Here is a 24443-nt window from a genome sequence, read left to right on the forward strand (position 1 = left end):
GTGCTAGTGCGGGCTAGGTAGTCGAGGTAAAATAAGCGTAAATATCTTATTTTTTGAGCCAGATCATCATTGGCACGACTATCGGGGCCTCTGCCCCCATGAGGAGATAAGTGAAATGACCGATGCCATCAATAAATGCAGCGCGACTGAAACGGCGGCATGTTGTTGCGTAGACGTAGGTACCGTGATGGATAACACCGACTGCACCGCATCTTATCGTCATCTGTTCGCCAGTCAGGGAGAGGCCGAGGCCATGCTGGCGACGCTGACGGAGAAGGCGCGAGCCGTGGAGTCTGAGCCATGCCAGATCACTAGCAGCATCATCGAGAGTGAGCAGGGTTACGAGCTGAACATCGACTTTGTATTTTGCTGCCAAGCCGAGACGCTGATTTTCCAACTGGGTCTGCGCTAAGTTAGCCTCAGCAGAATCACGGACGCACGGGAAACCGTGCGTTTTTTATCGTCGCATGAATCTCGCCTCGTCAGTACAGTCGCACGTTATGACGCGTGGATGAGAGGCGGATCACTGGCTGCAACTCTTTTCCCCGGCAATGCTGTACAGCTGTGGGTGAACGGGGTAGTTTCCCTTCCTACGGCACGGAGTTAGAACGTTGCCGGCAGTATCAAGCGGTCGCGCCGCGCAACCACAATAACCAGGCGACGACCCGATAGTTATCCTTTGCTCTTCCGGTGAATGCCGGTAAAGGATGCATTGAGCAACGATATTTTCTTTCCATCAGGGTGTAAGGGCCACGCACGGTAGCGTCGGTGTTTACCCATAGTAGCGGTGCAATATGCAAGTTTTTATTATGCGTCATGGCGAGGCGGCGCTTGAAGCGGCAAGCGATGCGCAACGTCCGTTGACGCTGGCGGGTCATGATGAGTCGGTACGTATGGCGGCGTGGCTGGCGCACAGAGTGGCGCGAATCGATCGCGTATTAGTCAGTCCCTACCTCCGCGCGCAACAGACGCTGGCCGCATTGCGGGAAGTCTTGGCGCTGCCGCAAGAGGTCGAGGTATTGAACGAGCTGGTGCCCGGCGGTGATGCCGATGTGACCGCCAGTTACCTCGAGGCATTGGCGGCGCAAGAATCGCAGCACGTCCTGATCATCTCTCACCTTCCGCTGGTCGGTTACCTGGTCTCATCCCTGTGCCCACAGGAAGCACCACCGATGTTCTCTACCTCGGCGATCGCAGCCGTTACCCTGGCGGAAGATGGCGGGGTCTTCGAATGGCAGGTCAGCCCGGCGCAGATCGCGGATATCGCCTAATCGTCTGTGTGCTTGGCCCGATGACGACGCCGCCATTCCCTTTAGCGGCGCGGCGTCTCCCGCTCGTCAACGTCGATCAATACCAGCAGTGCGGCATCGCCGCCCCATTCGCGCGGCGCCTGATAAAAGGCGCGCACATCGGGGTGCTGGGCTAACCAGAGTGGGGTTTGTTGTTTGAGCACGTGCTTGCCGTGACCGTGCATGACGCAGGCACAGCACAGATGCTCCCGCCGACAGGCGGCGATCAAGGCCCCTAGCTCCTGTTTGGCCTGCTGTTGGGTCAAACCGTGCAGATCCAGGAACATCTCTGGAGAATAGTCCCCCCGTCGCAATTGCTTGAGCTCAAAATGGCTGATGTCTGGCCGCACGTAGCGGGTCGGTCCCTCGCTACTCAGATTGGGCTGAAACTCATCGGAAAAATAGAAGCTGGCATCGATCTGCTCCTGTAATACCTTCTGCGGTGCGGCCTGACGCGTAATACGTGCAGGGCGGTGCGTGACGGTATCTTGACGGAATCGGCGCGTTCCGGCGATAGAGGTACGGAACAGCGCCGCGTCATCGCTGCTGATGGAATGTTTCTTGCTCATTGCTGTGAGTATTCGCTGATGGCTGACCTAGAGCGAATAGTGTAACCGCAGATGGGCGCGACGCTAAGTAAAACCGCGGTCTTAATGGATTCCTTGCTGATTTGTCCGTGGCTTCATGGCACACTACGCCGTTACGGTGCCCGCCTGGGCACGAGTCAATTCTATCTGTAATCCATGCCGTGAGGCATGACTTTCCGAGCGCTGCTGGAGGCTACTTTGGACAAAATTTTCGTCGACGAAGCGGTAAACGAACTGCACACCATTCAGGATATGCTGCGCTGGAGCGTCAGCCGCTTTAACGCCGCGGAGGTTTACTACGGCCACGGCACGGATAACCCCTGGGATGAGGCGGTGCAACTGGTGCTACCGACCCTCTACCTGCCGATGGATATCCCCGAAGAGATGCGCAATGCGCGCCTGACCCTGAGTGAGCGCCATCGCATCGTCGAGCGGGTGATCCGCCGAATCAATGAGCGTATCCCGGTTGCCTACCTGACGAATAAGGCGTGGTTCTGCGGGCATGAATTCTATGTCGATGAGCGGGTCTTGGTACCGCGCTCGCCGATCGGTGAGCTGATCGACAACCGCTTCGCCGGCCTGCTCAGCGGCTCGCCGCAACATATTTTAGACATGTGTACCGGTAGCGGCTGCATCGCCATCGCCTGTGCCTATGCCTTCCCCGAGGCCGAGGTGGACGCGGTGGATATCTCCGGTGAGGTGTTGGAGGTGACCGAGCACAACATCCAGCAGCATGGCCTGGAGCAACAGGTTACGCCGATCCGCTCCGATCTGTTCCGTGAGCTGCCGGCGTTGCGTTATGACCTGATCGTCACCAACCCCCCCTACGTCGACGAAGAAGACATGTCCGATCTGCCGGATGAGTTTCGTCATGAACCGGAACTGGGCCTGGCCGCTGGCAGCGATGGCCTGAAGCTGGTCCGCCGTATCCTGGCTTGCGCGCCGGACTATCTGAGCGACGATGGGGTGCTGATCTGCGAGGTCGGTAACAGCATGGTACATCTGATGGCGCAGTATCCGGACATCCCGTTCGTCTGGTTGGAGTTCGATAACGGCGGCGACGGGGTATTTATGTTGACCCGTCAGCAGTTGCTGGCGTGTGCCGATCACTTCGCGCTTTATCGCAGCTGATCCGTCGCGCAGGCGCTATGCCTGCCCCTAAACCGAGTGCAAAGAGAGGCAGTCCCCTGATGGTGTCAGGGTAACCAGGAGAGTGACATGGCGGGAAACAGCATTGGGCAGGTATTTAGGGTCACCACCTTCGGCGAGTCGCATGGTGCGGCGCTGGGGTGCATCGTGGACGGTGTGCCGCCGGGCATGGCGTTGAGCGAAGCGGATCTGCAACACGATCTCGATCGTCGTCGTCCCGGCAGCTCGCGCTACACCACTGCGCGACGGGAGGCGGATCGTGTACGCATCCTCTCCGGTGTCTTCGACGGGGTCACGACCGGTACCAGCATCGGCCTGTTGATCGAGAATACCGATCAGCGCTCGCAGGATTACGGCGCCATCAAGGATCTGTTTCGCCCGGGGCATGCCGACTACAGCTATGAGCAGAAATATGGCCTGCGCGACTACCGGGGCGGTGGCCGCTCCTCGGCGCGCGAGACGGCGATGCGTGTGGCCGCCGGCGCCATCGCCAAAAAATACCTCAGCCAGCAGCATGGCATTACCATCCGCGCCTGCCTATCGCGCATGGGGGCGATCGCCTGCCAGCAGTATGACTGGGAGCAGGTTGAGCACAATCCCTTCTTCTGTCCCGATGTGCAACAACTGGCGGCGCTGGACGCGTTGATGCGTGATCTGAAGAAAAGCGGCGATTCGATCGGCGCCGAAGTGATGGTGATGGCGACGGGCGTGCCGCCTGGATTGGGCGAGCCGGTGTTCGATCGCCTGGATGCCGATTTGGCTCATGCGTTGATGAGCATTAACGCGGTGAAAGGGGTGGAGATCGGTGACGGTTTCGCGGTGGTGGCGCAACGCGGCAGCGAGCATCGCGACGAGATCACGCCGGCGGGTTTCTTGAGCAACCATGCCGGTGGCATCTTGGGTGGGATCAGTAGCGGTCAGCCGCTGTTGGCTCGTCTGGCGCTGAAGCCAACCTCAAGCATTATGGTGCCGGGGCAAACCATCACGCGTGAAGGGGAGGCGACGACCATGGTGACGCGTGGCCGCCACGATCCCTGTGTCGGGATCCGTGCGGTGCCGATCGCCGAGGCAATGATGGCCCTGGTGCTGATGGATCACCTGTTGCGCCAGCGGGCGCAGTGTGCGGATGTGGTCTGCACGGTACCGCGTTGGTAAAGGAGTGCGGACGATGAGATGTGGCTGGGGATTATTACTGGCGCTCTGCGTCTGGCCGGTATGCGCTCAGACGCCTTGGCAGCGCATCACTCAACCGGTGGTGGGACCCGCTCAGGCCATCGGCAGTTATGCTAACGGCTGTATCATCGGCGCCCAGGCGTTGCCGTTGGCCTCGCCGGATTACCAGGTGATGCGTAGCCAACAGCGGCGTTACTTCGGCCATCCGACGTTGCTGGCGTTTATCGAGCGCTTGAGCGAGCAGGCCAAGGTGCAACATCTGGGTACCGTGCTGATCGGCGACATGGCGATGCCGGCAGGCGGGCGCTTCAACGGCGGTCATGCCAGCCATCAGTCGGGGCTAGATGTGGATATTTGGCTGCAACTGCCTCAGCAGCGCTGGAGTCAACAACAGTTACGCCAGCCGGTGCCGCAGGATCTGGTGGCGGTCGGCGGGGAGCGGGTGATCCCCTCGCGCTGGTCGCCCAAGATTGGTGAGCTGATTAAGCTGGCCGCCGAGGATGCGCAGGTGTCACGCATCTTCGTCAATCCGGCGATCAAGCGCCAACTTTGCGACACGGCGGGCGACGATCGCCAGTGGCTGCATAAGGTGCGTCCCTGGTTCGCCCATCGGGCGCATATGCATGTGCGGTTGAATTGTCCACCGGGCAGTACGACCTGTGAGGCGCAGGTGCCACCCCCGCCGGGTGATGGCTGCGGCGCAGAGCTGGCTAGCTGGTTCTTGCCGCCGTCGGCGCCCAGCGCACCGGCTAAACCGCGCACCCCACCGCCGTTGCCGCCGGCTTGTCAGGCGTTACTGGCACAATTGCACGACTAAGCATACGGCATCGCCACGTCGGCCTGATGAGCCGGCGTGCGCAGGTTACTGCGCGCGCTAAGCCGCGGCGCGACGTGATGCCAGCCTGTTTCCGCCTCAGATCCTCCTCGGCGACAGCCGCATAGCGCCGCTAGCCAGCGGCGGACACGGCGACATGATAAAAGTCAGTTACGTCGTATAAATAGTTTGTCATGATAACGCGCTAATTAGCGGTCTAAATCACATAACGCTGCATATGATTTTTATGCCTGATAATGCCGGTGTGATACAGGACAGACACAACACGATGTGACGGTTTAGGCAAGGATTATGGAAACACTGTTGCTTTCCCCCGAGTTGATCGGGATTCTGTTTTGCGTGGCGTTATTCGCCGGTTTTATCGATGCCATCGCCGGCGGCGGTGGCCTGCTGACGGTGCCGGCATTATTGGCCGCCGGCCTGCCGCCGGCACAGGCGCTGGCCACCAATAAGTTGCAGTCGGTGGGAGGCTCTTTTTCCGCCAGTCTCTATTTTGTGCGCCGTCGGGTGGTGAATCTGGCCCAGCAGAAGTGGGTCATCTTACTGACCTTTCTGGCCTCCGCCATCGGTACCGTGCTGGTGCAATGCCTCCAGGCTGATATTCTGCGCCAGTTGTTACCCTACTTAGTTATCTGCGTCGGTATTTACTTCCTGTTGACCCCGTCGTTGGGTGCAAGCGAGGGGATACCGCGTATCGGGATAGCGCTATTCGCTGTCGTCGGGGGGGCTTGCGTCGGCTTTTATGATGGCTTCTTCGGCCCCGGGGCGGGGTCATTCTACGCCCTGGCCTATGTGATGCTGCTTGGCTTGACCCTCCCCAAGGCGACGGCGCACGCCAAGGTCCTTAATTTCACCTCCAATGCGGCCTCGCTCCTGTTCTTTATCCTCGGCGGGAATGTCGTCTGGGTCGTCGGATTATTGATGCTGGTGGGGCAGGTGATCGGCGCGCGCCTCGGCGCACGGATGGTGCTCACCAAGGGGCAGAAGCTGATCCGACCGATGATCGTGACGATGTCGCTGATCATGAGCGCGAAGTTGCTGTTTGACAATCATGGCGATGAAATCCTGACCTGGCTGCGGCAATGGGGGTAACGGGTGCAAGCCGCTGCCGCCTGTGCGACAATCGCCGCGCACGGCACGGCGCCGTCCCTTACTTCTTTATGAGAGTCGTAGATATCCATGTCTGTAACCCATCATTATCAGCAGTTAATCGATCTGTTCGCGCAGACCTTCGGTCAGGAGTATCAGACTCGCCTGGTGGCCGGCGAGGAGGAACCCATCTACCTGCCCGCCGATGAGACGGATGTGCAGCACCGAATCATCTTCGCCCATGGCTATTATGCCAGCGCCCTGCATGAGATCTCCCACTGGTGTATCGCCGGTGAGGCACGACGTCGTCTGGAGGACTACGGCTACTGGTACTGCCCCGACGGACGCGATGCCGCGACGCAGGCGCAGTTCGAGGTGGTCGAGGTGAAACCGCAGGCGTTGGACTGGCTGTTCTGCGTTGCGGCCGGTTACCCTTTCAACGTGAGTTGCGATAATCTGGAGGGGAATTTTGATCCCGATAGGATCGCCTTTCAGCGTCGGGTTCGTGAGCAAGTCTTGGCCTACCTGGCGCAGGGGATCCCGCCGCGTGCGGCGCGCTTTGTCCAGGCGTTACAATCGTTTTACAATACCCCAGCGCTGAGTCCGGACGCCTTCCCTTACCCGGAAGCGTTGCAGTGACGGCGGGCGTAATCGATCCCCCAATCCAAGGAAACGCAATGATTGCAGAGTTTGAATGCCGTATTCTGGCACTGATCGACGAGATGGTTGAGCATGCCAGCGACGATGACCTGTTTGCCGGCGGCTACCTGCGCGGCCATCTGACCCTGGCGGTGGCGGAGGTGGAGCCCTTGCCGCAGGCGACGCCAGCCCAGCTGGACGCGGCGGTGCGCGCCAGTTTGGCCCGCGCCATTCATGCCGGTGAACTCTCTCCACCCGATCAGGCGTTGGTATATAACTTGTGGCAAGACCTCTACCAGCGCGCGCAATAACGGCAGAGATTGAGGCGGGGTGAATGATCTCCCCCGCCTGCGTTGCCGTTGGCGCGCGTCAACGCCGTCGCACATCAGCGCTGTACGCGGGTAGCGTCATCGCTATCGCTGGCTGACGCTGACGCTGACGCTGACACGGCGCGGGACTCGCGCTGCTCCTTTCCCTTTCCCTTTCCCTTTAACCACTTACGTACCCAGAAACGGTTGGGGCTGAGTGCCGCCAGCAGATCCTGCTCCAGCGGCAGCGCCTCATCGTGGATCTGGGCGGCCAGCAGTTCGGCGCACAGCGGCGCGCTGCACAAACCGCGCGAGCCGAGCGCGGCGAGAATAAACAGATCCGGATGAGTGGGCGCTAATGGCGCCGTCGTGGCGTCGTAGCGCGCGTCGGGGGCGTAACAGGCTTGCAGCGCAGGCTGATCCGGTAACGCACCGACTAAGGGAAGATGGTCGCGCACGGCACAACGCACGCCGACCCGCGCCTCGCCAGCGCTGACATCGACCTGTTGGGGCCAGCGACTCTGCCCCAGGCAGTCGATCAGCCGTTGGCGATTCTCCTGTTGCTCCTGTGGGCTATAGGCGAGGTCACGGCAGTTTCGTCGGTAGCTGGCGCCGATACAATGGCTACCGTAGTCCGGGCTACAGGGCGTCAGGTAACCGTCGTAGCATAACACCTGACGTAGCCCCGCCAGTGCCGGCGCGCTGGGAATATGACTGACTTGGCCACGCACCGGATAGAGCGGCAGTGCACGGCTTTGGCTAAATTGATCCATCTCGGCGCCCGCGGCCAGTACTACGCAGCCATGCCGCCGTTGCGCGCCGTCGGCCAGTTGTAGCAGCCAACCTTGTGGCTCGCGTTGCAGTTGCGTCACGCGCTGGTTGAAGTGCAAGACGGCGCCCTGTTGTTCGGCCAATGCCAGCGCCTGGCGGGTCAATTGCCCCGGATCCAGCCAGCCGCCGAGCGGGTAGCTGACGCCGCCGTGGGGTAACGGCAGGGCACAGCGCTCACTCAAGGCGGCGGCATCGCCGCCTTGGACTAGCCACGCAGGCCAACCGGCGGCCAGCAGCTGCGTAATCTTGCGTCGGCTGGCGTCATCGTAACCCAGTTGACTCACGCCACACCATTGATGGGCGAACGTCATGCCCTGCTCGGCCAGCGCATCATAGCAGCGCCGGGCGTAGGGAAAGGCGCGGGCATAGAAACGCTCTAAGGCATCGCCACGCCCGTTAAGCAGGGGATAGAGCGCCCCTTGGCGATTACCGGAAGCCCCTTCGCCAGCGCGGGCATCCGCGCAGTACAGGGTGACGCGGCTACCACGGCGTAATAGCGCCAAGGCGCACAGGGCCGAGGCGATCCCGCCGCCGATCAGGGCCACCTCATCCGGGCGTGTCGCCGCCGGACGGGCATACCAGGGCGCGCGGGCGGGCGCGGCGGGGAGCGCCAGGGGGCGACGACCCGCCAGGCACTCACGTTTCTGCCCGAATCCCTTGACCTTGTTGACCTCGAAGCCGGCCTGTAACAAACCGCGCCGCACGAAACCGGCGGCGGTAAAGGTGGCGAAGGTGGCGCCGGGACGCGCCAGCCGCAGCATGGTGTCGAACAGCGTCTGGGTCCACATATCTGGGTTTTTCGCCGGGGCGAAGCCATCGAGAAACCAGGCATCGATGTGGCCATCTAGCCCATCGGGTAACTGTGGCAATAGCGTGTTGATATCGCCGAACCACAGATCCAGGGTGATGTGCGGCGCCGGATGTAGGCGGTGGCAACCGGGCAAGGCATCGGGCCATACAGCGCACAGTTGTGCGCTGAATTGGGCTAACTCCGGCCAGGCGGCGTGCGCCGCCCGCAGATCGTCGCGTTGCAGCGGATACTTTTCGAAGCTGATGAAGTGCAGGCGGCGCGGCGCGTGCTCGGGCGCCTCTTGTAGGCAGGCCGCGTGGGCTTGCCACAGGGTGAGGAAGTTGAGTCCGGTACCGAATCCGGTTTCGGCGACGGTAAAGCTCGCTCGGCCCGGCTCCTGCCAGCGCTGAGGTAGCGCATTGCCCTGTAAGAAGACATGGCGCGTCTCCGCCAGTCCATCCTGATTGGAAAAGTAGACGTCGTCAAACTGCTGTGAAACAGGGGTACCCTGTTGATTCCAGCTCAGCGATGCACCCTGTATCGATGTATGGTTCACATTTTTTTACCGCGAAATCAGCCAGTGCATGATTTTAACGGTCTGTGGACGGGGCAGCAAATTTCACGCGATCTGGTTTTACCAGCGCTGATCGGACTTGCCTCGGCGTACAGGTGTACGCTAAAGTGCGACTCGTATCCCGAATGACATAATTTTTTCACGAGGTAATGAATGAAACGTGCAGTGATTACTGGCTTGGGTATTGTTTCCAGTATCGGTAACAACCAACAGGAGGTGCTGGCGTCTCTGAAAGAAGGGCGTTCGGGGATCACCTTTGCGCCTGAATTGCAGGAAGCCGGTATGCGTAGCCAGGTGTGGGGCAACATCAAGTTGGACACCACTGGTCTGATCGACCGCAAGGTGATGCGTTTTATGAGCGATGCATCGATCTATGCTTATCTGTCGATGCAGGAAGCGATCAAAGATTCTGGCCTGACGGACGAGATGGTTTCCAATAACCGAACCGGTCTGATCGTCGGCTCTGGCGGCGGTTCTCCGCGTAACCAGGTTGCCGGTGCCGATGGCATGCGTTCTCGCGGTATTCGTGGCGTTGGCCCTTACATGGTCACCAAGGCGATGGCTTCGGGTGTCTCTGCCTGCCTGGCGACGCCGTTTAAGATCCGTGGTGTTAACTACTCCATCAGCTCCGCTTGCGCCACCTCGGCACACTGTATCGGCAATGCGGTAGAGATGATCCAGCTGGGTAAACAGGACGTGGTCTTCGCCGGCGGCGGGGAAGAGATGTGCTGGGAGCTGGCGTGTGAGTTTGATGCCATGGGGGCGTTGTCTACCCATTACAACGATGCGCCGGAAAAAGCGTCCCGTACCTACGACGCCAAGCGTGATGGTTTCGTCATCTCCGGTGGCGGCGGCATCGTGGTCGTGGAAGAGTTGGAGCATGCACTGGCGCGTGGCGCGCACATCTATGCCGAGATCGTCGGCTACGGTGCGACCTCTGACGGTTACGACATGGTTGCCCCGTCAGGCGAAGGTGCGGCACGCTGCATGCAGATGGCGATGCAGGATCTGGATAAGCCGGTTGACTACCTGAACGTACACGGTACATCCACCATGGTTGGTGACGTGAAAGAGCTGGGTGCCATCCGCGAAGTTTTCGGCGATCAGACGCCGGCTATCTCCTCAACCAAGGCCATGACGGGTCATGCGTTGGGTGCGGCGGGGGTTCATGAGGCTATCTATACCCTGTTGATGCTGGAGCATGGCTTTATCGCACCGAGCATCAACATCGAAGAGCTGGATGAGCAGGCTGCCGGGATGAACATCGTCACCGAGATGACCGAGCGTGAGCTGGATGTGGTGATGTCCAACAGCTTCGGCTTCGGCGGCACCAACGCCACGCTGGTGATGCGTAAGCATAAGTAAGCGTATCGGCCAAGCCTACCCGCGATGGCGGGTAGCGTAATGATATCTCCCCCTTGTCGACCGCGTTGTCGGCAAGGGGGTTTTTCTTTTCAACGCCTCTGCCTCTGCTGTTGTCGCTCTTTTTATGGCTAACCACACGGTGAGGGAGTGATCTCAAGGGGAGAATACGGTTTAGCTGTTTACGTCACTTTGTGCGCCAAACCGCGTTTTTTATGCCTGGTATCCGGCGTCGGGATCGGTACACTCATAACCACGGCGCGATGACGCCGGCGTCATCACCCAAAGGAAAAACTATGGGACAGCTCAACCATTACGCTATTGCCTATCAACAAATCCGGGCGTTGATCCGTTATCCCGAGGCGCTGTATCAGTTTCTCGCGCGCCAGTGTACCCACCATGATCGCGCGTTAGATCTGGGCTGTGGCAGTGGTTTCTCCAGCGCGCGTTTGCAGACCTATTTTTCCCAGGTCGCGGGTTGCGATCGCGATGAGGCACTGGTCGCGTTGGCACGGCAGAATTACCCGCAGTTGACCTTCGATGTGGCGAAGGCCGAGCTCTTTACCCCGCCGCAACCGGTCGACTTGTTGACCTGTGCGACCGCCTTCTACTGGATGGATCGGCCATTGATGCTGTCGCGGATGGCGCAGTTGTTGCAGCCGGGAGGGATCTTCTGCGCCTACCGTTATGAGTTTCCGTTGGTCTACGGGCCGCTGCGCGACGTGGTGGAGTATGAGCTGGCGACGCGTTGGGCGCCGTTCCGCGATCGGCGTTTAGTGGACTACGATGACACGCTGGAGCTGATGCAGATCCAGCCCAATCTACAACACAGTCAGCGTCAGCTATTCCCCAATATTTTGACCTTGAGCGTGGCGCAATTGGCGACGTTTTTCCTGTCGACCAGTTATGTAACACGCTATATGGCGGAGCAGGGGGGCCCGGAGTATGCCAAACGCTTGTTGGCATTGCTCTCCGCCAGCGGGGAGCGCGATGTGCGGGTTAACTTCGACGTGACGGCCTTTATCTGCCGCCTCCGTCGTTGAGGATCGGCGTGCGACCGAGGTGAGATAAAAAAAGACACCCGAGCCTGATGGTCGGGTGTCGAGGGGGGGCATGCTGAGCGCGCGTTTAGGCTTTGGCAGCGGCCTTCTTGTGATGGACTTTCTTGGCGGCCTGGGCTTTCTGAGCTACGGCAGCCTTCTTGTGGTGCACTTTCTTGGCGGCCTGGGCTTTCTGTTCTACGGCAGCCTTCTTGTGGTGCACTTTCTTGGCGGCCTGGGCTTTCTGCTCTACGGCAGCCTTCTTGTGGTGCACTTTCTTAGCGGCCTGGGCTTTCTGCTCTACGGCAGCCTTCTTGTGGTGCACTTTCTTGGCGGCCTGGGCTTTCTGTTCTACGGCAGCCTTCTTGTGATGGACTTTCTTGGCGGCCTGGGCTTTCTGCTCAGTCGTCGCCTTCTTATGATGCTTCTTGCTGTGATGTTTGACCGCGCCAGCATCCTGAGCGGCTGGGGTGGCGCTGTGTGCGACCGGGGAGGCGGCCGGGGCGGCAGTCTGTTCGGCAGCGAACGCGGCAGAAGAGAGGCCCATCGCAGCAGCAACAACCAGAGCTAATACTTTATTCATTTTGCTATCCTCAATATTCGCTGTTTGATTAGCCCCGCAGTGGAGCCGTTGAGGATATGTTAGGTATTGGCGTTACGATTGTCCGTGTGTGTTTGGTGTCGGTAAGTAACCGTATGTACAAACGCTCGAGTTAGCGTGCTGGTGGTTCGGGAGGCGTCTGAATGGCCAGCCAGTATGCCAGCAAGGCTAAGATGTACAGCTTCTCCCCGCCTGTTAACGCGCGATCGGCCGGGATGTGGTGCCACTTCGCGAGGCAACCGCGGCAACAGGTGGCGGTGGCATGCTGGGCGATAAAGACCGGGTGTCCTCGCATCGGGGTTTGGCGGCCATCGTTGGGCGGTTGAGCCGGAGCGAGGCGTGCATCAATAAAGTCGTGAGCGTGGCGCAATACCTGAGTCATGCCTTGGCGCTCCAGGTAGCGCCACTCGGCGTTGCCGAGGCGAAAGCGGCGTCGGAACCTCGAGCGTTGTAGCCGTTGCCAGACGTCGGCGGAGAGGGGTAACACGCTAACCTCCATGCCAGATAAGGAGCTATTACCATGCCCCTTTTACGCAGGGATGACAATCTGTGCGTTTGGCCGAGGCGTATTCAGACAGAGGATTGTGAATTACGCTCGCTCGGGTAAGATAACCTCAGTAAATCATGGGGGTGGCGATGGTGCGACAGACAAGGATGGCGAAAGTGTTGTTGGCGCTTGCTTGCCTGGTGGTGCTGGTCTGCACCAGTCAGCGTATGGCGGGCGTACCTCAGCTTAGCGTGTCGCCGCCCTGGGCCGCCTCGTCGTTCTCTCTCTCGGACAGTCAAGAAGAGGGAAGCGCGCCGGCCGCCTGTTCGTTGGGGGTCAAGATGTTGCTGAGTGCGCCACCGCTAGCCGTCGAGCATCTGGCGCTCGCCTTGCTGACCTTCCTGCTCCTGCTTCTCTGCCCATTGCGTCGTCTTAGCGATCTCATCGGCCATCGGCCACCGGTCTGCTCACCGGCGCAACGGCGTCTCCATCTTAGGTTGTGTGTCTTCCGCGAATAACGTCGGACGTGAGTACGCGTCCTCTCTTACGTTTATTGGCGGAGAATAATTATGTCTTTGATTTTTCGGGTACTGGCCATCGGCCTGTGCCTCTGGCTGCCCCTGGGTTGGGCGGCGGATAGCGGCTGGCTACGGGGTGACAGTAGCGGCCAGGCTCGGGTACGCTTCAGCGCCGCCCGACAGGATATACAGCGGGTCGATCTGGTGGTGCAGGTGGCGCTGGCTGCGGGGTGGAAGACCTATTGGCGCGCGCCCGGTGAGGGAGGCGTCGCCCCCAGTATCGCGTGGCGTACGCCGCCGGCATCGGTGAATTGGCGCTGGCCGGTGCCGCAGCGCTTTACGGTTGCGGGGCTGACGGCGCAGGGGTATACCCAGGATGTCAGCTTTCCTCTGCAGGTTGATACCTCGGCCCTGCGCTTACAAGGGGTATTGACCCTGCCGCTGTGCAGCAACGTATGCGTGCTGCATGATTACCCCTTCGATTTAGATCTCACGGCTCCTCCGACGGCGGCGTTCCGCCATACCCTGGCGCAGGCGGAGGGGGCTTTACCGCTGAGCCACGGCATGGTGGCGCGGGTTAGTGCGGGTTATGACGCCGGAAGCTTGACGCTACGCGTCGAGCGGCCCGGCGGCTGGCAACAGCCTGCGATCTTCCTGGCGGGCCCCGAGGGGGCGGAGTTCGCAGCCCCACGGCTGTGGCACCAGGCGGAGACGCTGTATGCTCGTGTCGCCGTCAGCGACGGCTGGCAAGGGGCCGCACCGGATCTGCGTGGCGTGCCGTTGGCGCTGGTGATTAGCGACGCCGGTGTGGCGCGCGAGATCACGGTTACTCCGGAGGCGACGCCTGTCGCACCACCGCTGCCAAGCGGATCGAGTACGACGCTACTTAGTGCGCTGCTCCTGGCGCTGGCCGGTGGCCTGATCCTGAATCTGATGCCCTGCGTGTTGCCGGTCTTGGCGCTGAAGTTGGGGAGTGTGCTGCATGCCCCTACGCGCGCGGTCGCGTCGTTACGTCGCCAGTTTCTGCTTTCGGCGGCGGGGATCATCGCCTCCTTCGGCCTACTGGCTGGCCTGATGAGCATCCTGCGCCTCACTCAGCAGGCCGTCGGCTGGGGGATCCAGTTCCAGAGCCCGTGGTTTATCGCGCTGATGAGCGTGATCACCTTAGGGTTTGCCCTCAATCTGTTCGGCTTCTTCTCGGTGACGCTGTCCAGTCGGTTGATGACTCGATTGGCCAGCCCCTCACAGGGGCACTTTTGGCAGGGGATGTTCGCCACGCTGCTGGCGACGCCATGCTCGGCGCCCTTTATGGGGACGGCCCTGGCCTTCGCCTTGGCGGCTCCGCTGGCGCAACTGTGGTTAGTGTTCTTGGCGCTGGGCGTGGGGATGAGCGCGCCCTGGCTGGCCATCGCCGCCTGGCCGCGCCTGGCGACCTGGCTGCCACGCCCTGGCCGCTGGATGCTGCATCTGCGGGCGATCCTGGGGGGGATGCTGCTGGCTTCCAGCCTATGGTTGCTGTCACTGCTGGCGGCCCATGTCGGCTGGCCGATCATCATGATGTCGATGGGCGTATTGGCGCTGTTGCTGTTAGCGGCGAGCTGGCGCCGTTACGGCATACGCGGAGTGGGATGGGCGCTGTTGGTGACGGCCTTGCTGTCCGTCGTCCCGGGGGTGATGTATGGGGGCGCGGCGCTGACACCGCTACGCGACCGCGTCGATTGGCGGCCGCTGAGCGAGCAGGCGTTGCAACAGGCGTTACAGCAGCACAAGCGTGTGGTTATCGACGTGACCGCCGACTGGTGTGTGACCTGCAAGGCTAACAAGGTGAATGTGTTACTGCGTGACGACGTGCAGCAGGCGCTGAGTGCCGAGGATGTGGTGGCGCTGCGCGGCGACTGGACGCTGCCCTCGCCGTCGCTGGAGGCCTTCTTGCGCCAGCGGGGCGCGGTGGCGGTGCCTTTCAATCAAATTTATGGCCCGACGCTCCCTCAGGGCGTGGTGTTGCCCTCACTGCTCGATCGCCAGCAACTGCTGGCCCAATTGGCGGCAGCCAAGGAGTAAGCGATGAAGATCAGATTGCATTCTATGATGACGATGATGCTGTTGCTATTAACGCTGGCGGCACCGGGGGCGATGGCGGTGGATGAGGCGGAGACGCTGCTATTCCATAACCCGGCTACGCCGCGCCTGGGTGCTAGCGATGCGGCGCTGACGGTGGTGGTGTTTACCGACTATAACTGCCCCTACTGCAAGCGCCTCGATCCGCTGTTGGAGCAGCTCGTCGAGCGTAATCCGCAGGTCGCGGTCGCCTTTAAGCTGTTGCCCTTCAAGGGCGAGAGCTCCCACCAGGCGGCGCAGCTTGCGCTGACCCTGTGGCGTCAACAGCCCGAGCGTTTTCTGGCGTTACATCGGGCCTTGATGGCCAAACGCGGTTATCACTCGACGCGCTCGATACAGGCGGCGTTACAGCGCAGCGGCAACGCCGATCTCCAGGCGGATAGTCAAGGGACGATTCAGGAGTTGCGCGATTCGTTGCTGTTGGCACAGGTGTTGGGGGTGCAGGGGACGCCGACGTTGGTGATCGGTAACCAATTGATCCCCGGGGCGATCGACTACGACCAGTTGACGCAGGCGGTCGAGACTGCGCTGGCGCAGCGGCCATGAGGCGCTGGGGCCGCTGGGTGCGGCAGGCGTTAGTGATGTTGCTACTGTTGGCAGTGGTTGTCGGCGTGATGGACTTTCTGCGCCGTCCTCAGTTGCCGGCGACGCTACCCACACAGTTAACCGATCTGGCGGGACGCCCGGTAGCGCTGGCGGCACTCAGCACCGAGCGTCCGCTGTTGATCTATGTCTGGGCCAGTTGGTGTGGGATCTGCCGGGTGACCAGCCCGACGGTCGATACATTGGCGCGCAATGGCGAGAACGTGGTGACGCTGGCGCTGCGTTCGGGCGATGACGCCCGCCTGACGCAGTATCTGGCGCGCCGCGAGCTGCACTTCCCGGTGATCAACGATGCCGATGGCCGCTTGAGCGCAGCGTGGCGAGTCGGCGTCACGCCGACCTTCATCGTCCTGGTGCGCGGGCAGGTCGTCGCCAGTACCACGGGCTGGAGCAGCTACCCCGGCTTATGGTTACGCCTGCGTTGGGCGCAGTGGTTCGCCTAGTCCGTGTTGGCCCAGCGTTGAGCAGGGCGTCGGGCCACTGTCCCCACGATGTGTGACCGGCTGTGGTTAGGCCTGCGGTTGATTTAGTGGCAGAATTAGCACAGCTCAATCCAAGCTGCATAGCGGGTAGGAGAAACGATGAAGATTGTAGTCGATGAGAATATGCCGTATGCCGAGGCGTTGTTTGGCCGCCTCGGCCAGGTACATGCGGTGCGGGGCCGTCCGTTGCCCGCCGCTGCGTTACGCGGGGCCGATGCGTTGATGGTGCGCTCGGTGACCTCGGTCAATCAGGCGTTGTTGGCCGATCAGGCGGTGCGTTTTGTGGGCACGGCTACCGCCGGTACCGATCATGTGGACACCGACTGGTTGGCGCAGGCGGGTATCGGCTTCTCCGCCGCCCCCGGCTGCAATGCCATCGCCGTGGTGGAGTATGTTTTTTCGGCCTTGATGATGTTGGCGGAGCGCGATGGCTTCGCGCTGCGCGATAAGACGGTAGGGATTGTTGGGGTGGGCAATGTGGGCAGCCGCTTGCAACACCGTTTGGCGGCGTTGGGCATCCGGACCCTGCTGTGCGATCCTCCGCGTGCCGATCGGGGCGATAACGAGATCTTCCATAGTCTGGCGGATCTGCAACGCGAGGCGGACATCATCACCTTCCATACTCCGCTGAATAAGTCCGGCCCCTACCGTACCTGGCATCTGGTGGACGAGGCGTTCCTTGCGGCGTTGCCGCCGGGGCGTATCCTGATCAATGCGGCGCGTGGCGCCATCGTCGACAATGCGGCGCTGTTATGCGCCTTGCAGGCGGGGCAGGATCTCCGCGTGGTGTTGGACGTGTGGGAGCCGGAGCCGATGCTGTCGCTGCCGCTATTGGCGCATGTCGATATCGCCACCCCGCACATCGCCGGCTATAGCCTGGAAGGCAAGGCGCGTGGTACCACTCAGGTGTTCGAGGCCTTTAGTGCCTTCCTCGGGCGGCCGGAGCGGGTCGCCTTGGCCGAGTTGTTGCCGCCGCCGCCGGTGGCGGAGGTGCGTATTCAGGGCGCGCTCGATCAGGCGATGCTCAAACGTCTGATGCATCTGGTGTATGATGTGCGCCGTGACGATGCGCCGTTGCGCCGCGTCGCCGGGCAGGAGGGGGCGTTCGATCGTCTGCGTAAACACTATCCGGCGCGGCGGGAGTGGTCGTCGCTCCTGGTGATATGCGACGATAGCGCCACGGCTGAGCTGTTGACGGCGTTGGGATTTAGCGCGCGCGTCGCCTGAACGGCGTGCGGACAGTGACATTTTATCGCCAGTGCGTCGAGATACGCACTGGCGATTTTTGATGGTTATGGAGAGGACGGCGTGGTTCGCGTTAGCCGTCCGAGGAGAGTGAAAATGAGCGAAGGCTGGAATATTGCCGTATTGGGCGCGACGGGCGCCGTTGGGGAAGCGTTACTGGAGCAGCTCCAGGCGCGTGAGTTCCCGTTGGGAGAACTGTATCTGCTGGCCAGTGAGCGCAGTGCCGGAGAGAGCATTCGCGTCGATGGTCGCCAGATCCTGGTGCAGGATGCCGCCGGTTTCGATTGGGCGCAGGCCCAGTTGGCGTTCTTTGTCGCCGGGCGCGAGGCCTCACTGCGCTATGCCGAGGAGGCGGGTAACGCCGGGTGTCTGGTGATCGATAGCAGCGATGCCTTTGCCCTGGAGGCCGATGTGCCGCTGGTGGTGCCGGGGGTGAACCCGCATGCGCTGGCCGAGTACCGTAACCGCAATATCGTGGCGGTGGCCGACAGTCTGACCAGCCAACTGTTGACGGCGATCCACCCGCTGAGCACGGAGAATGGCCTGGCACGCATTGGCGTGACCTGCCTGCTTTCGGCTTCTGCATACGGCAAGGCGGCGGTGGATGAGCTGGCCGGGCAGAGTGCCCGCCTGCTGAACGGTATGCCGTTTGAGCCGGGCCTGTTCCAGAAGCAATTGGCGTTTAACCTGCTGCCGTTACTGGCGGATGAGCAGGGCAGTGTCTGTGAAGAGCGCCGCCTGGTGGATCAGGTACGCAAGGTGTTGCAGGAACCGGGGCTGCCGCTGACGGTGAGCTGCATTCAGTCTCCGGTCTTTTACGGCCATGCGCAGTGCGTGCAGCTGGAGACCCTGCGTCCGCTCAGCGCCGAGGAGGCGCGCGAGTTGTTGGCACAGACCGGCGACATCCGCCTGAGCGAAGAGGACGATTACCCGACACAGGTGGGAGATGCCTCGGGTAACCCACATCTGAGCATCGGCTGCGTGCGTAACGACTATGGCTTGCCGGAGGCGGTACAGTTCTGGTCGGTGGCGGACAATGTTCGTTTCGGCGGCGCCCTGATGGCCTTGGAGATCGCCGAGCGTCTGATGCAGGAGTACCTGTACTGATGACGCAGCCATCGTTGGCCGGGCAGGAGGAACGTCCGGTATATCACATTGCGCTGGGCATTGAGTACGATGGCAGCCGCTATGCCGGCTGGCAGCGTCAGCAGGAAGTGGACAGCGTGCAGGCGCGTCTGGAGGCGGCGCTGTCGCGCGTCGCCAGCGAGCCGGTGACGGTGTTCTGTGCCGGGCGTACCGATGCTGGGGTACACGCCACCGGGCAGGTGGTACACTTCACCACCCACGCCAGCCGCCAAGAGGGGGCGTGGACCATGGGGGTCAATGCCCATCTGCCGAAGGACATCGCGGTGCGCTGGGTCAAGGCGGTCAGCGCCGATTTTCACGCGCGTTTTAGTGCGACGGCACGGCGTTACCGTTATGTCATCTATAATCATCGCTACCGTCCAGCGGTGTTGCAGAGCGGCGTGACGCACTTCTACCATCCGCTGGATGCCGAACGGATGGCGCGCGCTGGCCAGGCATTGCTGGGAGAGAACGACTTTAGTTCGTTTCGCGCTGCCCAGTGCCAGTCGCGTACCCCGTGGCGTAACGTTTCCCACTTATGGGTCAACCGTTATGGGCCATATGTGGTGGTCGATATTAAGGCTAACGCCTTTGTCCATCACATGGTGCGTAATATCGTCGGCAGCTTGCTGGAGGTGGGATGCGGTAATCAACCGGAGGGCTGGATCGCCGAGTTGCTGGCCGCCCGAGATCGCACTCTGGCAGCGGCGACCGCCAAGGCCGCCGGCCTGTATTTAGTCGCCGTGGATTACCCGGCGCACTTTGCCCTACCACAGCCGCCGATGGGGCCGCTGTTTTTACCCGATTGATAACCGGAGCCGTGATGGAATACTTACAGTGGATTGTTGATTTTATTCTGCATATTGATGTGCACTTGGCGCAATTGGTGGCCCAGTATGGTGTCTGGATCTACGGCATACTGTTCTTGATCTTGTTCTGTGAAACCGGTTTGGTGGTGACACCGTTCCTCCCGGGAGATTCGTTACTGTTTGTCGCCGGGGCATTAGCGTCGTTACCGAGTAACGATATGAACGTGCATCTGATGGTGGCGTTGATGGTCACGGCGGCGATCCTCGGCGATGCGCTGAACTATACGATCGGTCGCCTGTTTGGTGAGCGTTTGTTTAGCAATCCCGACTCGCGCATCTTCCGCCGCAGCTACCTGGATAAGACCCATGCGTTCTATGAGCGTCACGGCGGAAAAACGATTATCTTGGCGCGTTTTGTGCCCATCGTGCGCACTTTTGCGCCCTTCGTCGCCGGTATGGGGCATATGACCTATCGTCATTTCGCCGCCTATAACGTGATCGGGGCGCTGCTGTGGGTGCTTTCTTTCACCTACGCCGGTTATCTGTTCGGCAACGTACCCGTGGTACAGGAGAACTTGAAGCTGCTGATCGTGGCGATCATCGTGGTTTCGATTCTGCCGGGCGTGATCGAGATCTGGCGCCACAAGCGTCAGGCGCGGCGCGCAGCGCTGCGTAAGTAGGTCACAGAATCGCCACCCCTCGCTCACGCTGAGTGGGTAAAAAATGTAAACTCTGCACGGTTCGACCAGTTTTTTATCTACACGGTCGAACCGTTGTGGTTTAATGAACGGCATTTATGGTCTGTTACCTGCCGGTAAAAAATGGCCACTCTCCGGCGATTAAAGGAGACACGGGCTAAAACCAGGCTCAGCGTTAGCTGGGTCTTTGCATTTTGTTCCCCCGGCAGGGGCAGAGGACTGGCATTCCGCCAGGTTCAAACAGAAAGGTCATCGATGAGCTGGATTGAACGCATTCTTAATAAGAGCAATATCTCTCAAACCCGCAAGGCAAGCATTCCGGAAGGGGTATGGACCAAGTGCGATAGCTGTGGTCAGGTCCTCTACCGTGCCGAGCTGGAGCGCAATTTAGAAGTCTGCCCGAAGTGCGACCATCACATGCGCATGACGGCGCGTATGCGTCTGAATACGCTGCTGGACGAGGGTAGCCATGTCGAATTGGGCAGCGAGCTGGAGCCGAAGGATGTCCTGAAGTTTAAGGACTCCAAAAAGTATAAGGATCGTCTCGCCGCCGCTCAGAAAGAGACCGACGAAAAAGATGCGCTGGTGGTGATGAAAGGGACCCTGCATGGTATCCCCGTGGTTGCCGCCTCCTTCGAGTTCGCCTTTATGGGGGGCTCGATGGCATCGGTGGTGGGCTCCCGCTTCGTGCGCGCCGTCGAGCAGGCGCTGGAAGATAACTGCGCCCTGATCTGCTTCTCCGCCAGCGGCGGTGCCCGTATGCAGGAGGCGCTGATGTCGTTGATGCAGATGGCGAAGACCAGTGCGGCGTTGGCGAAAATGCGCGAGCGTGGCCTGCCCTATATCTCCGTCTTGACCGATCCGACGATGGGTGGGGTTTCCGCCAGCCTGGCGATGCTGGGCGATATCAACATCGGCGAGCCGAAGGCCTTGATCGGCTTTGCCGGTCCGCGCGTCATCGAGCAGACGGTGCGTGAAAAGCTACCGGCAGGATTCCAGCGCAGTGAGTTTCTGCTGGAGAAAGGCGCTATCGATATGATCGTGCGCCGCCCGGCGATGCGCGACAAGCTGGCCAGCCTGGTGGCCAAGATGACCGGACGCCCGACACCGTTGGAAGAGGCGGCACCGGTCGTGGCAGCGGCGGAAGAGGGCGCACAGGCATAATCCCCCTGGCGTGCTTCCCCCGGCTTAGCGCCGGGCGCGGCGCAGGATTATCGCCTGCGCCGCACATCTTAGGGAACCGGCCCGTTCCGGGGCCGGTCACCCTCCGCAACGGCTAAATTACGGGACGTAAAACAGCATGAATACGCTTCCTACCCCACAGGCGACCTCGCCACTCTCTTGCTGGCTCGAGTATCTTGAGCAGCTACATACGAAAACCATCGATCTCGGTTTGGAACGCGTGCGGCGTGTTGCGCAGCGTCTGGACCTGCTGACGCCTGCGCCCGTGGTGTATACCGTGGCGGGTACTAACGGTAAGGGCACCACTTGCCGCACCTTGGAGGCCATCCTGATGGCGGCGGGCTATCGGGTGGGGGTCTATGGTTCTCCCCACTTGCTGCACTATCGCGAGCGGGTGCGCATTCAGCATCGTGAGTTGGATGATGCGGCGCATGCCGCCGCCTTCGCCGCCATTGAGGCGGGGCGTGATGGCGTATCATTAACCTATTTTGAGTTTGGCACCCTGGCGGCGTTGTATCTGTTCAAGCAGGCGGCGTTGGACGCGGTGATCCTGGAGGTTGGCCTCGGTGGGCGCCTGGACGCGACCAATATCGTCGATCCCAGCGTGGCGGTGGTGACCAGCATCGCGCTGGACCATACCGACTGGTTGGGCGATTCACGCGAGAGTATCGGCCGGGAGAAGGCCGGTATCTTCCGTGCCGCTAAGCCCGCCGTGGTGGGTGAGGCACAGATGCCTGAGTCTATCGCGGCGGTGGCGGCGGCGTGCGCTGCCCGGTTGCTGCGGCGTGGCGTCGATTGGGACTTCAGTGCCGAGGCGACGAGCTGGCGCTGGTGCGCCGGGGAAAAGACGCTTGATGATTTACCGTTGCCGCAGGTGCCATTAGCGAACGCGGCGACGGCGCTGGCGGCGTTGGCTGCCGGGCCGCTGGCCGTCGATGAGGCGGCTATCCGCCAAGGGTTGCGTCACGCCGCCTTGCCGGGACGATTTCAGCAAGTTGGTGACGCACCGCGCCTGATTCTGGATGTGGCGCATAATCCGCATGCCGCCGCCTATCTGGCGCAACGCCTGCAAGCATTGCCACGGCCTAAGCGGCTGCGGATGGTGATCGGCATGCTGAGCGACAAGGATATCGCCGGCACCCTGGCCTGCCTGACGCCGTTGGTCGATGAGTGGTACTGCGCGCCGCTAAGCGGGCCGCGCGGAGCGCCAGCGTCTGCATTGACGGCGCATCTGCCGGCTGGCGCACGCATATTCGCCGATGTCGAGCAGGCCTGGTGCCAGGCGATGGATGAGGCTGACGCCGAGGATACGGTGGTGGTCTGTGGCTCGTTCCACACGGTTGCGCAGGTGATGGCGGTTCTACCGTCAGGAGGACGGGGTGGCGAGTAAGTTCCAAAACCGACTGGTCGGGACGGTGATCCTGGTTGCGCTAGGGGTGATCGTACTGCCGGGCCTGTTGGATGGTCAGAAGAAGCATTATCAGGATGATTTCGCGGCGATCCCGTTGGTGCCCCGTCCCGGCGAAGATGATCCGACGGATGCCATTCCGCCGGTGACGCAGCCATTGGGCGAGGCGCCCAGTACGGCAGCGCATGGCGGCGTGAATAGTACGCCAGCTGGCTCGGCAACGGCGCCCTCGTCGGCATCTTCCGCTGCGGCCGCACCGACACGTGGCGCCGGTGAGCTGGTGGAGTTGAAACCGGTCGAGAGTCGCGCGCCGGAGCCGCGTCAGGTGGCGGAAGCGCCGACGATGGCACCGGCTCCGATGGTTGAGAGCCGTCCTAAACCGAGCGAGACGGCGCGAGCCGCGGAGAGCCATGCGAAGCCCGTCGAACCGGCGAAGCGGGTGACGCCGCCGCCGCAGGAGACGCGTCCGGCCCCGGCGCCCACACCGGCCCCGACGCCAGCGCCCACCCCGGCTCCACGCGCGGAGCAAGCGCCAGTCGGTCAGGCATATGTGGTACAGCTGGGTGCGTTGCGTAACGCCAGCAAGGTGAACGAAATCATCGCCAAGCTGCGCCTCTCCGGTTACCGGGCCTACAGCGTGCCTGCTACACCGGTTCAGGGGGAGATCACCCGGCTATTCGTCGGCCCGGAAGCCTCGCGCGCCAAGTTACAGGCGGCGTTGCCGGAGCTGAATAGCCTGAGCGGGCTGAATGGACAAATCCGCAATTACAGCGTGCGCTAAGCCACGCAGCGGAGAGGGATACGGCGCTGTCCGCCTTGGCGGGCAGGGCCGTTTTTTTGATGAAAACGGGGGTGTAGCAGGGCGGATTTATTTACGCCGAGCGCGGGAAATCTGCTACGCAAACGTTTTCTTTTTCTGTTAGAATGCGCCGCGAGTAGGATAGCGCGGCAATTCATGCTTTGGAATTATCATGGTTTGGATTGATTGGGTCATTATTGGCATCATCGGATTTTCTGCTTTAGTCAGCCTGATCCGAGGATTCGTGCGCGAGGCGTTGTCACTGGTTACCTGGGGGGCGGCGTTCTTTGTTGCCAGCCATTTTTACTCTTATCTGGCTGCCTTTTTTACCCGTTTTGAAGATGCGCTGGTGCGTAACGGTATTGCGATTGCGGTGTTGTTTATCGCAACCCTGATCGTCGGTGCTATCGTTAACTATGTGATCGGTTCCCTGGTGGAACGTACCGGCCTAAGCGGTACGGATCGGGTGCTTGGCGTCTGTTTCGGCGCGTTGCGCGGCGTGTTGATCGTCGCGGCCCTGTTGTTCTTCCTGGATACGTTTACGGCGATGGCGCAGAGCGAGGAGTGGCAGCAATCCCGGCTCATCCCGCAGTTCAGCCCTATCATCAGGTGGTCGTTTGACTATCTGCAAAGCACGTCGAGTTTCTTACCGGAGCATATGCCTGCCATGCCGCTCCGGTAACGCTGATGAGGAAATGACAA

Annotated in this window: 26 protein-coding genes; 22 read left to right on the forward strand and 4 right to left on the reverse strand. The window is 61.1% G+C overall.

The window, feature by feature from the left end; genetic code table 11:
• Positions 1-115 precede the first annotated feature (115 nt).
• Both ACEQFP_RS07590 and sixA read left to right on the forward strand, forming a co-directional pair.
• Entirely contained in the window at positions 116-412 is a 297-nt protein-coding gene (locus tag ACEQFP_RS07590; RefSeq protein ID WP_005294489.1) for a YfcZ/YiiS family protein, read from the forward strand.
• 382 nt (positions 413-794) lie between these two features.
• The gene (sixA, locus tag ACEQFP_RS07595; protein ID WP_005294491.1) at positions 795-1271 is read left to right on the forward strand and encodes a phosphohistidine phosphatase SixA; all 477 of its coding nucleotides are present in this window, start codon (positions 795-797) and stop codon (positions 1269-1271) included.
• Between the two features lie 41 nt (positions 1272-1312).
• Here the strand turns inward: sixA and smrB are convergent, their stop codons facing one another.
• The gene (smrB, locus tag ACEQFP_RS07600) at positions 1313-1858 is read right to left on the reverse strand and encodes an endonuclease SmrB (RefSeq protein WP_005288395.1); all 546 of its coding nucleotides are present in this window, start codon (positions 1856-1858) and stop codon (positions 1313-1315) included.
• 216 nt (positions 1859-2074) lie between these two features.
• Here smrB and prmB point away from each other — a divergent pair, with 216 nt between their 5' ends.
• From prmB to ACEQFP_RS07630, 6 genes are all read left to right on the forward strand, one after another.
• Complete coding sequence (prmB, locus tag ACEQFP_RS07605; RefSeq protein WP_068870614.1) at positions 2075-3007, forward strand: 50S ribosomal protein L3 N(5)-glutamine methyltransferase; 933 nt, start codon at positions 2075-2077, stop codon at positions 3005-3007.
• 87 nt (positions 3008-3094) lie between these two features.
• Entirely contained in the window at positions 3095-4180 is a 1086-nt protein-coding gene (aroC, locus tag ACEQFP_RS07610) for a chorismate synthase (protein ID WP_005288389.1), read from the forward strand.
• 13 nt (positions 4181-4193) lie between these two features.
• A complete protein-coding gene (mepA, locus tag ACEQFP_RS07615) occupies positions 4194-5015 on the forward strand; it encodes a penicillin-insensitive murein endopeptidase (protein ID WP_370547279.1) in 822 nt (273 codons plus the stop codon).
• A gap of 309 nt (positions 5016-5324) precedes the next feature.
• Positions 5325-6125 carry a sulfite exporter TauE/SafE family protein gene (locus ACEQFP_RS07620; protein ID WP_005288383.1) on the forward strand — a complete coding sequence of 267 codons (801 nt, stop codon included), beginning with the start codon at positions 5325-5327 and terminating at the stop codon, positions 6123-6125.
• A gap of 87 nt (positions 6126-6212) precedes the next feature.
• Positions 6213-6761, forward strand: coding sequence for an elongation factor P hydroxylase (locus ACEQFP_RS07625; RefSeq protein WP_370547280.1), 549 nt, complete (start codon positions 6213-6215; stop codon positions 6759-6761).
• A 38-nt stretch (positions 6762-6799) separates the two neighbouring features.
• Positions 6800-7072, forward strand: a complete 273-nt coding sequence (locus tag ACEQFP_RS07630; RefSeq protein ID WP_005294498.1) for a YfcL family protein — start codon at positions 6800-6802, stop codon at positions 7070-7072.
• A 74-nt stretch (positions 7073-7146) separates the two neighbouring features.
• On the opposite strand, the gene mnmC is transcribed toward ACEQFP_RS07630, so the two are convergent.
• The gene (gene mnmC, locus ACEQFP_RS07635; protein WP_370547281.1) at positions 7147-9246 is read right to left on the reverse strand and encodes a bifunctional tRNA (5-methylaminomethyl-2-thiouridine)(34)-methyltransferase MnmD/FAD-dependent 5-carboxymethylaminomethyl-2-thiouridine(34) oxidoreductase MnmC; all 2100 of its coding nucleotides are present in this window, start codon (positions 9244-9246) and stop codon (positions 7147-7149) included.
• Between the two features lie 171 nt (positions 9247-9417).
• Here mnmC and fabB point away from each other — a divergent pair, with 171 nt between their 5' ends.
• Both fabB and ACEQFP_RS07645 read left to right on the forward strand, forming a co-directional pair.
• Entirely contained in the window at positions 9418-10629 is a 1212-nt protein-coding gene (fabB, locus tag ACEQFP_RS07640) for a beta-ketoacyl-ACP synthase I (RefSeq protein ID WP_005288367.1), read from the forward strand.
• Between the two features lie 293 nt (positions 10630-10922).
• The gene (locus ACEQFP_RS07645) at positions 10923-11669 is read left to right on the forward strand and encodes a trans-aconitate 2-methyltransferase (RefSeq protein WP_047059421.1); all 747 of its coding nucleotides are present in this window, start codon (positions 10923-10925) and stop codon (positions 11667-11669) included.
• Between the two features lie 85 nt (positions 11670-11754).
• Here the strand turns inward: ACEQFP_RS07645 and asr are convergent, their stop codons facing one another.
• Both asr and ACEQFP_RS07655 read right to left on the reverse strand, forming a co-directional pair.
• Positions 11755-12249 (reverse strand): acid resistance repetitive basic protein Asr, encoded by a 495-nt coding sequence (gene asr / locus ACEQFP_RS07650; RefSeq protein WP_396464109.1) that lies wholly within the window; start codon positions 12247-12249, stop codon positions 11755-11757.
• A gap of 130 nt (positions 12250-12379) precedes the next feature.
• Entirely contained in the window at positions 12380-12766 is a 387-nt protein-coding gene (locus ACEQFP_RS07655) for a DUF4186 domain-containing protein (RefSeq protein WP_005288355.1), read from the reverse strand.
• Positions 12767-12903: 137 nt separating this feature from the next.
• On the opposite strand from ACEQFP_RS07655, the gene ACEQFP_RS07660 reads away from it, so the two are divergent.
• The 12 genes from ACEQFP_RS07660 (at position 12904) to cvpA (ending at position 24423) form a co-directional block, all read left to right on the forward strand.
• The gene (locus ACEQFP_RS07660; protein ID WP_035599385.1) at positions 12904-13272 is read left to right on the forward strand and encodes a hypothetical protein; all 369 of its coding nucleotides are present in this window, start codon (positions 12904-12906) and stop codon (positions 13270-13272) included.
• Between the two features lie 51 nt (positions 13273-13323).
• The gene (locus ACEQFP_RS07665; protein WP_370547283.1) at positions 13324-15333 is read left to right on the forward strand and encodes a protein-disulfide reductase DsbD family protein; all 2010 of its coding nucleotides are present in this window, start codon (positions 13324-13326) and stop codon (positions 15331-15333) included.
• A 3-nt stretch (positions 15334-15336) separates the two neighbouring features.
• Entirely contained in the window at positions 15337-15936 is a 600-nt protein-coding gene (locus ACEQFP_RS07670; protein WP_370547284.1) for a DsbA family protein, read from the forward strand.
• Positions 15933-16436 (forward strand): protein disulfide oxidoreductase, encoded by a 504-nt coding sequence (locus ACEQFP_RS07675; RefSeq protein ID WP_370547285.1) that lies wholly within the window; start codon positions 15933-15935, stop codon positions 16434-16436. Before ACEQFP_RS07670 ends, ACEQFP_RS07675 begins: the two co-directional genes overlap by 4 nt.
• Positions 16437-16574: 138 nt before the next feature.
• Complete coding sequence (pdxB, locus tag ACEQFP_RS07680) at positions 16575-17702, forward strand: 4-phosphoerythronate dehydrogenase PdxB (RefSeq protein WP_337977735.1); 1128 nt, start codon at positions 16575-16577, stop codon at positions 17700-17702.
• Between the two features lie 114 nt (positions 17703-17816).
• A complete protein-coding gene (locus tag ACEQFP_RS07685) occupies positions 17817-18827 on the forward strand; it encodes an aspartate-semialdehyde dehydrogenase (protein ID WP_370546482.1) in 1011 nt (336 codons plus the stop codon).
• A complete protein-coding gene (truA, locus tag ACEQFP_RS07690) occupies positions 18827-19654 on the forward strand; it encodes a tRNA pseudouridine(38-40) synthase TruA (RefSeq protein ID WP_005288332.1) in 828 nt (275 codons plus the stop codon). Before ACEQFP_RS07685 ends, truA begins: the two co-directional genes overlap by 1 nt.
• 14 nt (positions 19655-19668) lie before the next feature.
• Positions 19669-20334: a DedA family protein gene (locus tag ACEQFP_RS07695; RefSeq protein WP_005288328.1), complete on the forward strand. Its 666-nt coding sequence runs from the start codon at positions 19669-19671 to the stop codon at positions 20332-20334.
• A gap of 273 nt (positions 20335-20607) precedes the next feature.
• A complete protein-coding gene (gene accD, locus ACEQFP_RS07700; protein ID WP_005288326.1) occupies positions 20608-21516 on the forward strand; it encodes an acetyl-CoA carboxylase, carboxyltransferase subunit beta in 909 nt (302 codons plus the stop codon).
• A 136-nt stretch (positions 21517-21652) separates the two neighbouring features.
• Positions 21653-22924: a bifunctional tetrahydrofolate synthase/dihydrofolate synthase gene (gene folC, locus ACEQFP_RS07705; RefSeq protein WP_370547286.1), complete on the forward strand. Its 1272-nt coding sequence runs from the start codon at positions 21653-21655 to the stop codon at positions 22922-22924.
• Positions 22914-23723: a cell division protein DedD gene (gene dedD, locus ACEQFP_RS07710; RefSeq protein WP_370547287.1), complete on the forward strand. Its 810-nt coding sequence runs from the start codon at positions 22914-22916 to the stop codon at positions 23721-23723. The genes folC and dedD overlap by 11 nt, the downstream gene beginning before the upstream one ends.
• A 190-nt stretch (positions 23724-23913) precedes the next feature.
• Positions 23914-24423, forward strand: a complete 510-nt coding sequence (gene cvpA, locus ACEQFP_RS07715; protein ID WP_005288316.1) for a colicin V production protein — start codon at positions 23914-23916, stop codon at positions 24421-24423.
• Positions 24424-24443 lie beyond the last annotated feature (20 nt).

The organism is Edwardsiella sp. A.80236 (genome assembly GCF_044540725.1).
In the GTDB taxonomy this organism is placed as follows: domain Bacteria; phylum Pseudomonadota; class Gammaproteobacteria; order Enterobacterales; family Enterobacteriaceae; genus Edwardsiella; species Edwardsiella tarda.

What these genes read in the sequence shown, in the direction of transcription:
- ACEQFP_RS07590 (WP_005294489.1), top strand. Translation starts at nt 116, where the DNA reads ATGACCGATGCCATCAATAAATGCAGCGCGACTGAAACGGCGGCATGT.
- sixA (WP_005294491.1), top strand. Translation starts at nt 795, where the DNA reads ATGCAAGTTTTTATTATGCGTCATGGCGAGGCGGCGCTTGAAGCGGCA.
- smrB (WP_005288395.1), bottom strand. Translation starts at nt 1,858, where the DNA reads ATGAGCAAGAAACATTCCATCAGCAGCGATGACGCGGCGCTGTTCCGT.
- aroC (WP_005288389.1), top strand. Translation starts at nt 3,095, where the DNA reads ATGGCGGGAAACAGCATTGGGCAGGTATTTAGGGTCACCACCTTCGGC.
- mepA (WP_370547279.1), top strand. Translation starts at nt 4,194, where the DNA reads ATGAGATGTGGCTGGGGATTATTACTGGCGCTCTGCGTCTGGCCGGTA.
- ACEQFP_RS07620 (WP_005288383.1), top strand. Translation starts at nt 5,325, where the DNA reads ATGGAAACACTGTTGCTTTCCCCCGAGTTGATCGGGATTCTGTTTTGC.
- ACEQFP_RS07625 (WP_370547280.1), top strand. Translation starts at nt 6,213, where the DNA reads ATGTCTGTAACCCATCATTATCAGCAGTTAATCGATCTGTTCGCGCAG.
- ACEQFP_RS07630 (WP_005294498.1), top strand. Translation starts at nt 6,800, where the DNA reads ATGATTGCAGAGTTTGAATGCCGTATTCTGGCACTGATCGACGAGATG.
- fabB (WP_005288367.1), top strand. Translation starts at nt 9,418, where the DNA reads ATGAAACGTGCAGTGATTACTGGCTTGGGTATTGTTTCCAGTATCGGT.
- ACEQFP_RS07645 (WP_047059421.1), top strand. Translation starts at nt 10,923, where the DNA reads ATGGGACAGCTCAACCATTACGCTATTGCCTATCAACAAATCCGGGCG.
- asr (WP_396464109.1), bottom strand. Translation starts at nt 12,249, where the DNA reads ATGAATAAAGTATTAGCTCTGGTTGTTGCTGCTGCGATGGGCCTCTCT.
- ACEQFP_RS07655 (WP_005288355.1), bottom strand. Translation starts at nt 12,766, where the DNA reads ATGGAGGTTAGCGTGTTACCCCTCTCCGCCGACGTCTGGCAACGGCTA.
- ACEQFP_RS07660 (WP_035599385.1), top strand. Translation starts at nt 12,904, where the DNA reads ATGGTGCGACAGACAAGGATGGCGAAAGTGTTGTTGGCGCTTGCTTGC.
- ACEQFP_RS07665 (WP_370547283.1), top strand. Translation starts at nt 13,324, where the DNA reads ATGTCTTTGATTTTTCGGGTACTGGCCATCGGCCTGTGCCTCTGGCTG.
- ACEQFP_RS07670 (WP_370547284.1), top strand. Translation starts at nt 15,337, where the DNA reads ATGAAGATCAGATTGCATTCTATGATGACGATGATGCTGTTGCTATTA.
- ACEQFP_RS07675 (WP_370547285.1), top strand. Translation starts at nt 15,933, where the DNA reads ATGAGGCGCTGGGGCCGCTGGGTGCGGCAGGCGTTAGTGATGTTGCTA.
- pdxB (WP_337977735.1), top strand. Translation starts at nt 16,575, where the DNA reads ATGAAGATTGTAGTCGATGAGAATATGCCGTATGCCGAGGCGTTGTTT.
- ACEQFP_RS07685 (WP_370546482.1), top strand. Translation starts at nt 17,817, where the DNA reads ATGAGCGAAGGCTGGAATATTGCCGTATTGGGCGCGACGGGCGCCGTT.
- truA (WP_005288332.1), top strand. Translation starts at nt 18,827, where the DNA reads ATGACGCAGCCATCGTTGGCCGGGCAGGAGGAACGTCCGGTATATCAC.
- ACEQFP_RS07695 (WP_005288328.1), top strand. Translation starts at nt 19,669, where the DNA reads ATGGAATACTTACAGTGGATTGTTGATTTTATTCTGCATATTGATGTG.
- accD (WP_005288326.1), top strand. Translation starts at nt 20,608, where the DNA reads ATGAGCTGGATTGAACGCATTCTTAATAAGAGCAATATCTCTCAAACC.
- folC (WP_370547286.1), top strand. Translation starts at nt 21,653, where the DNA reads ATGAATACGCTTCCTACCCCACAGGCGACCTCGCCACTCTCTTGCTGG.
- cvpA (WP_005288316.1), top strand. Translation starts at nt 23,914, where the DNA reads ATGGTTTGGATTGATTGGGTCATTATTGGCATCATCGGATTTTCTGCT.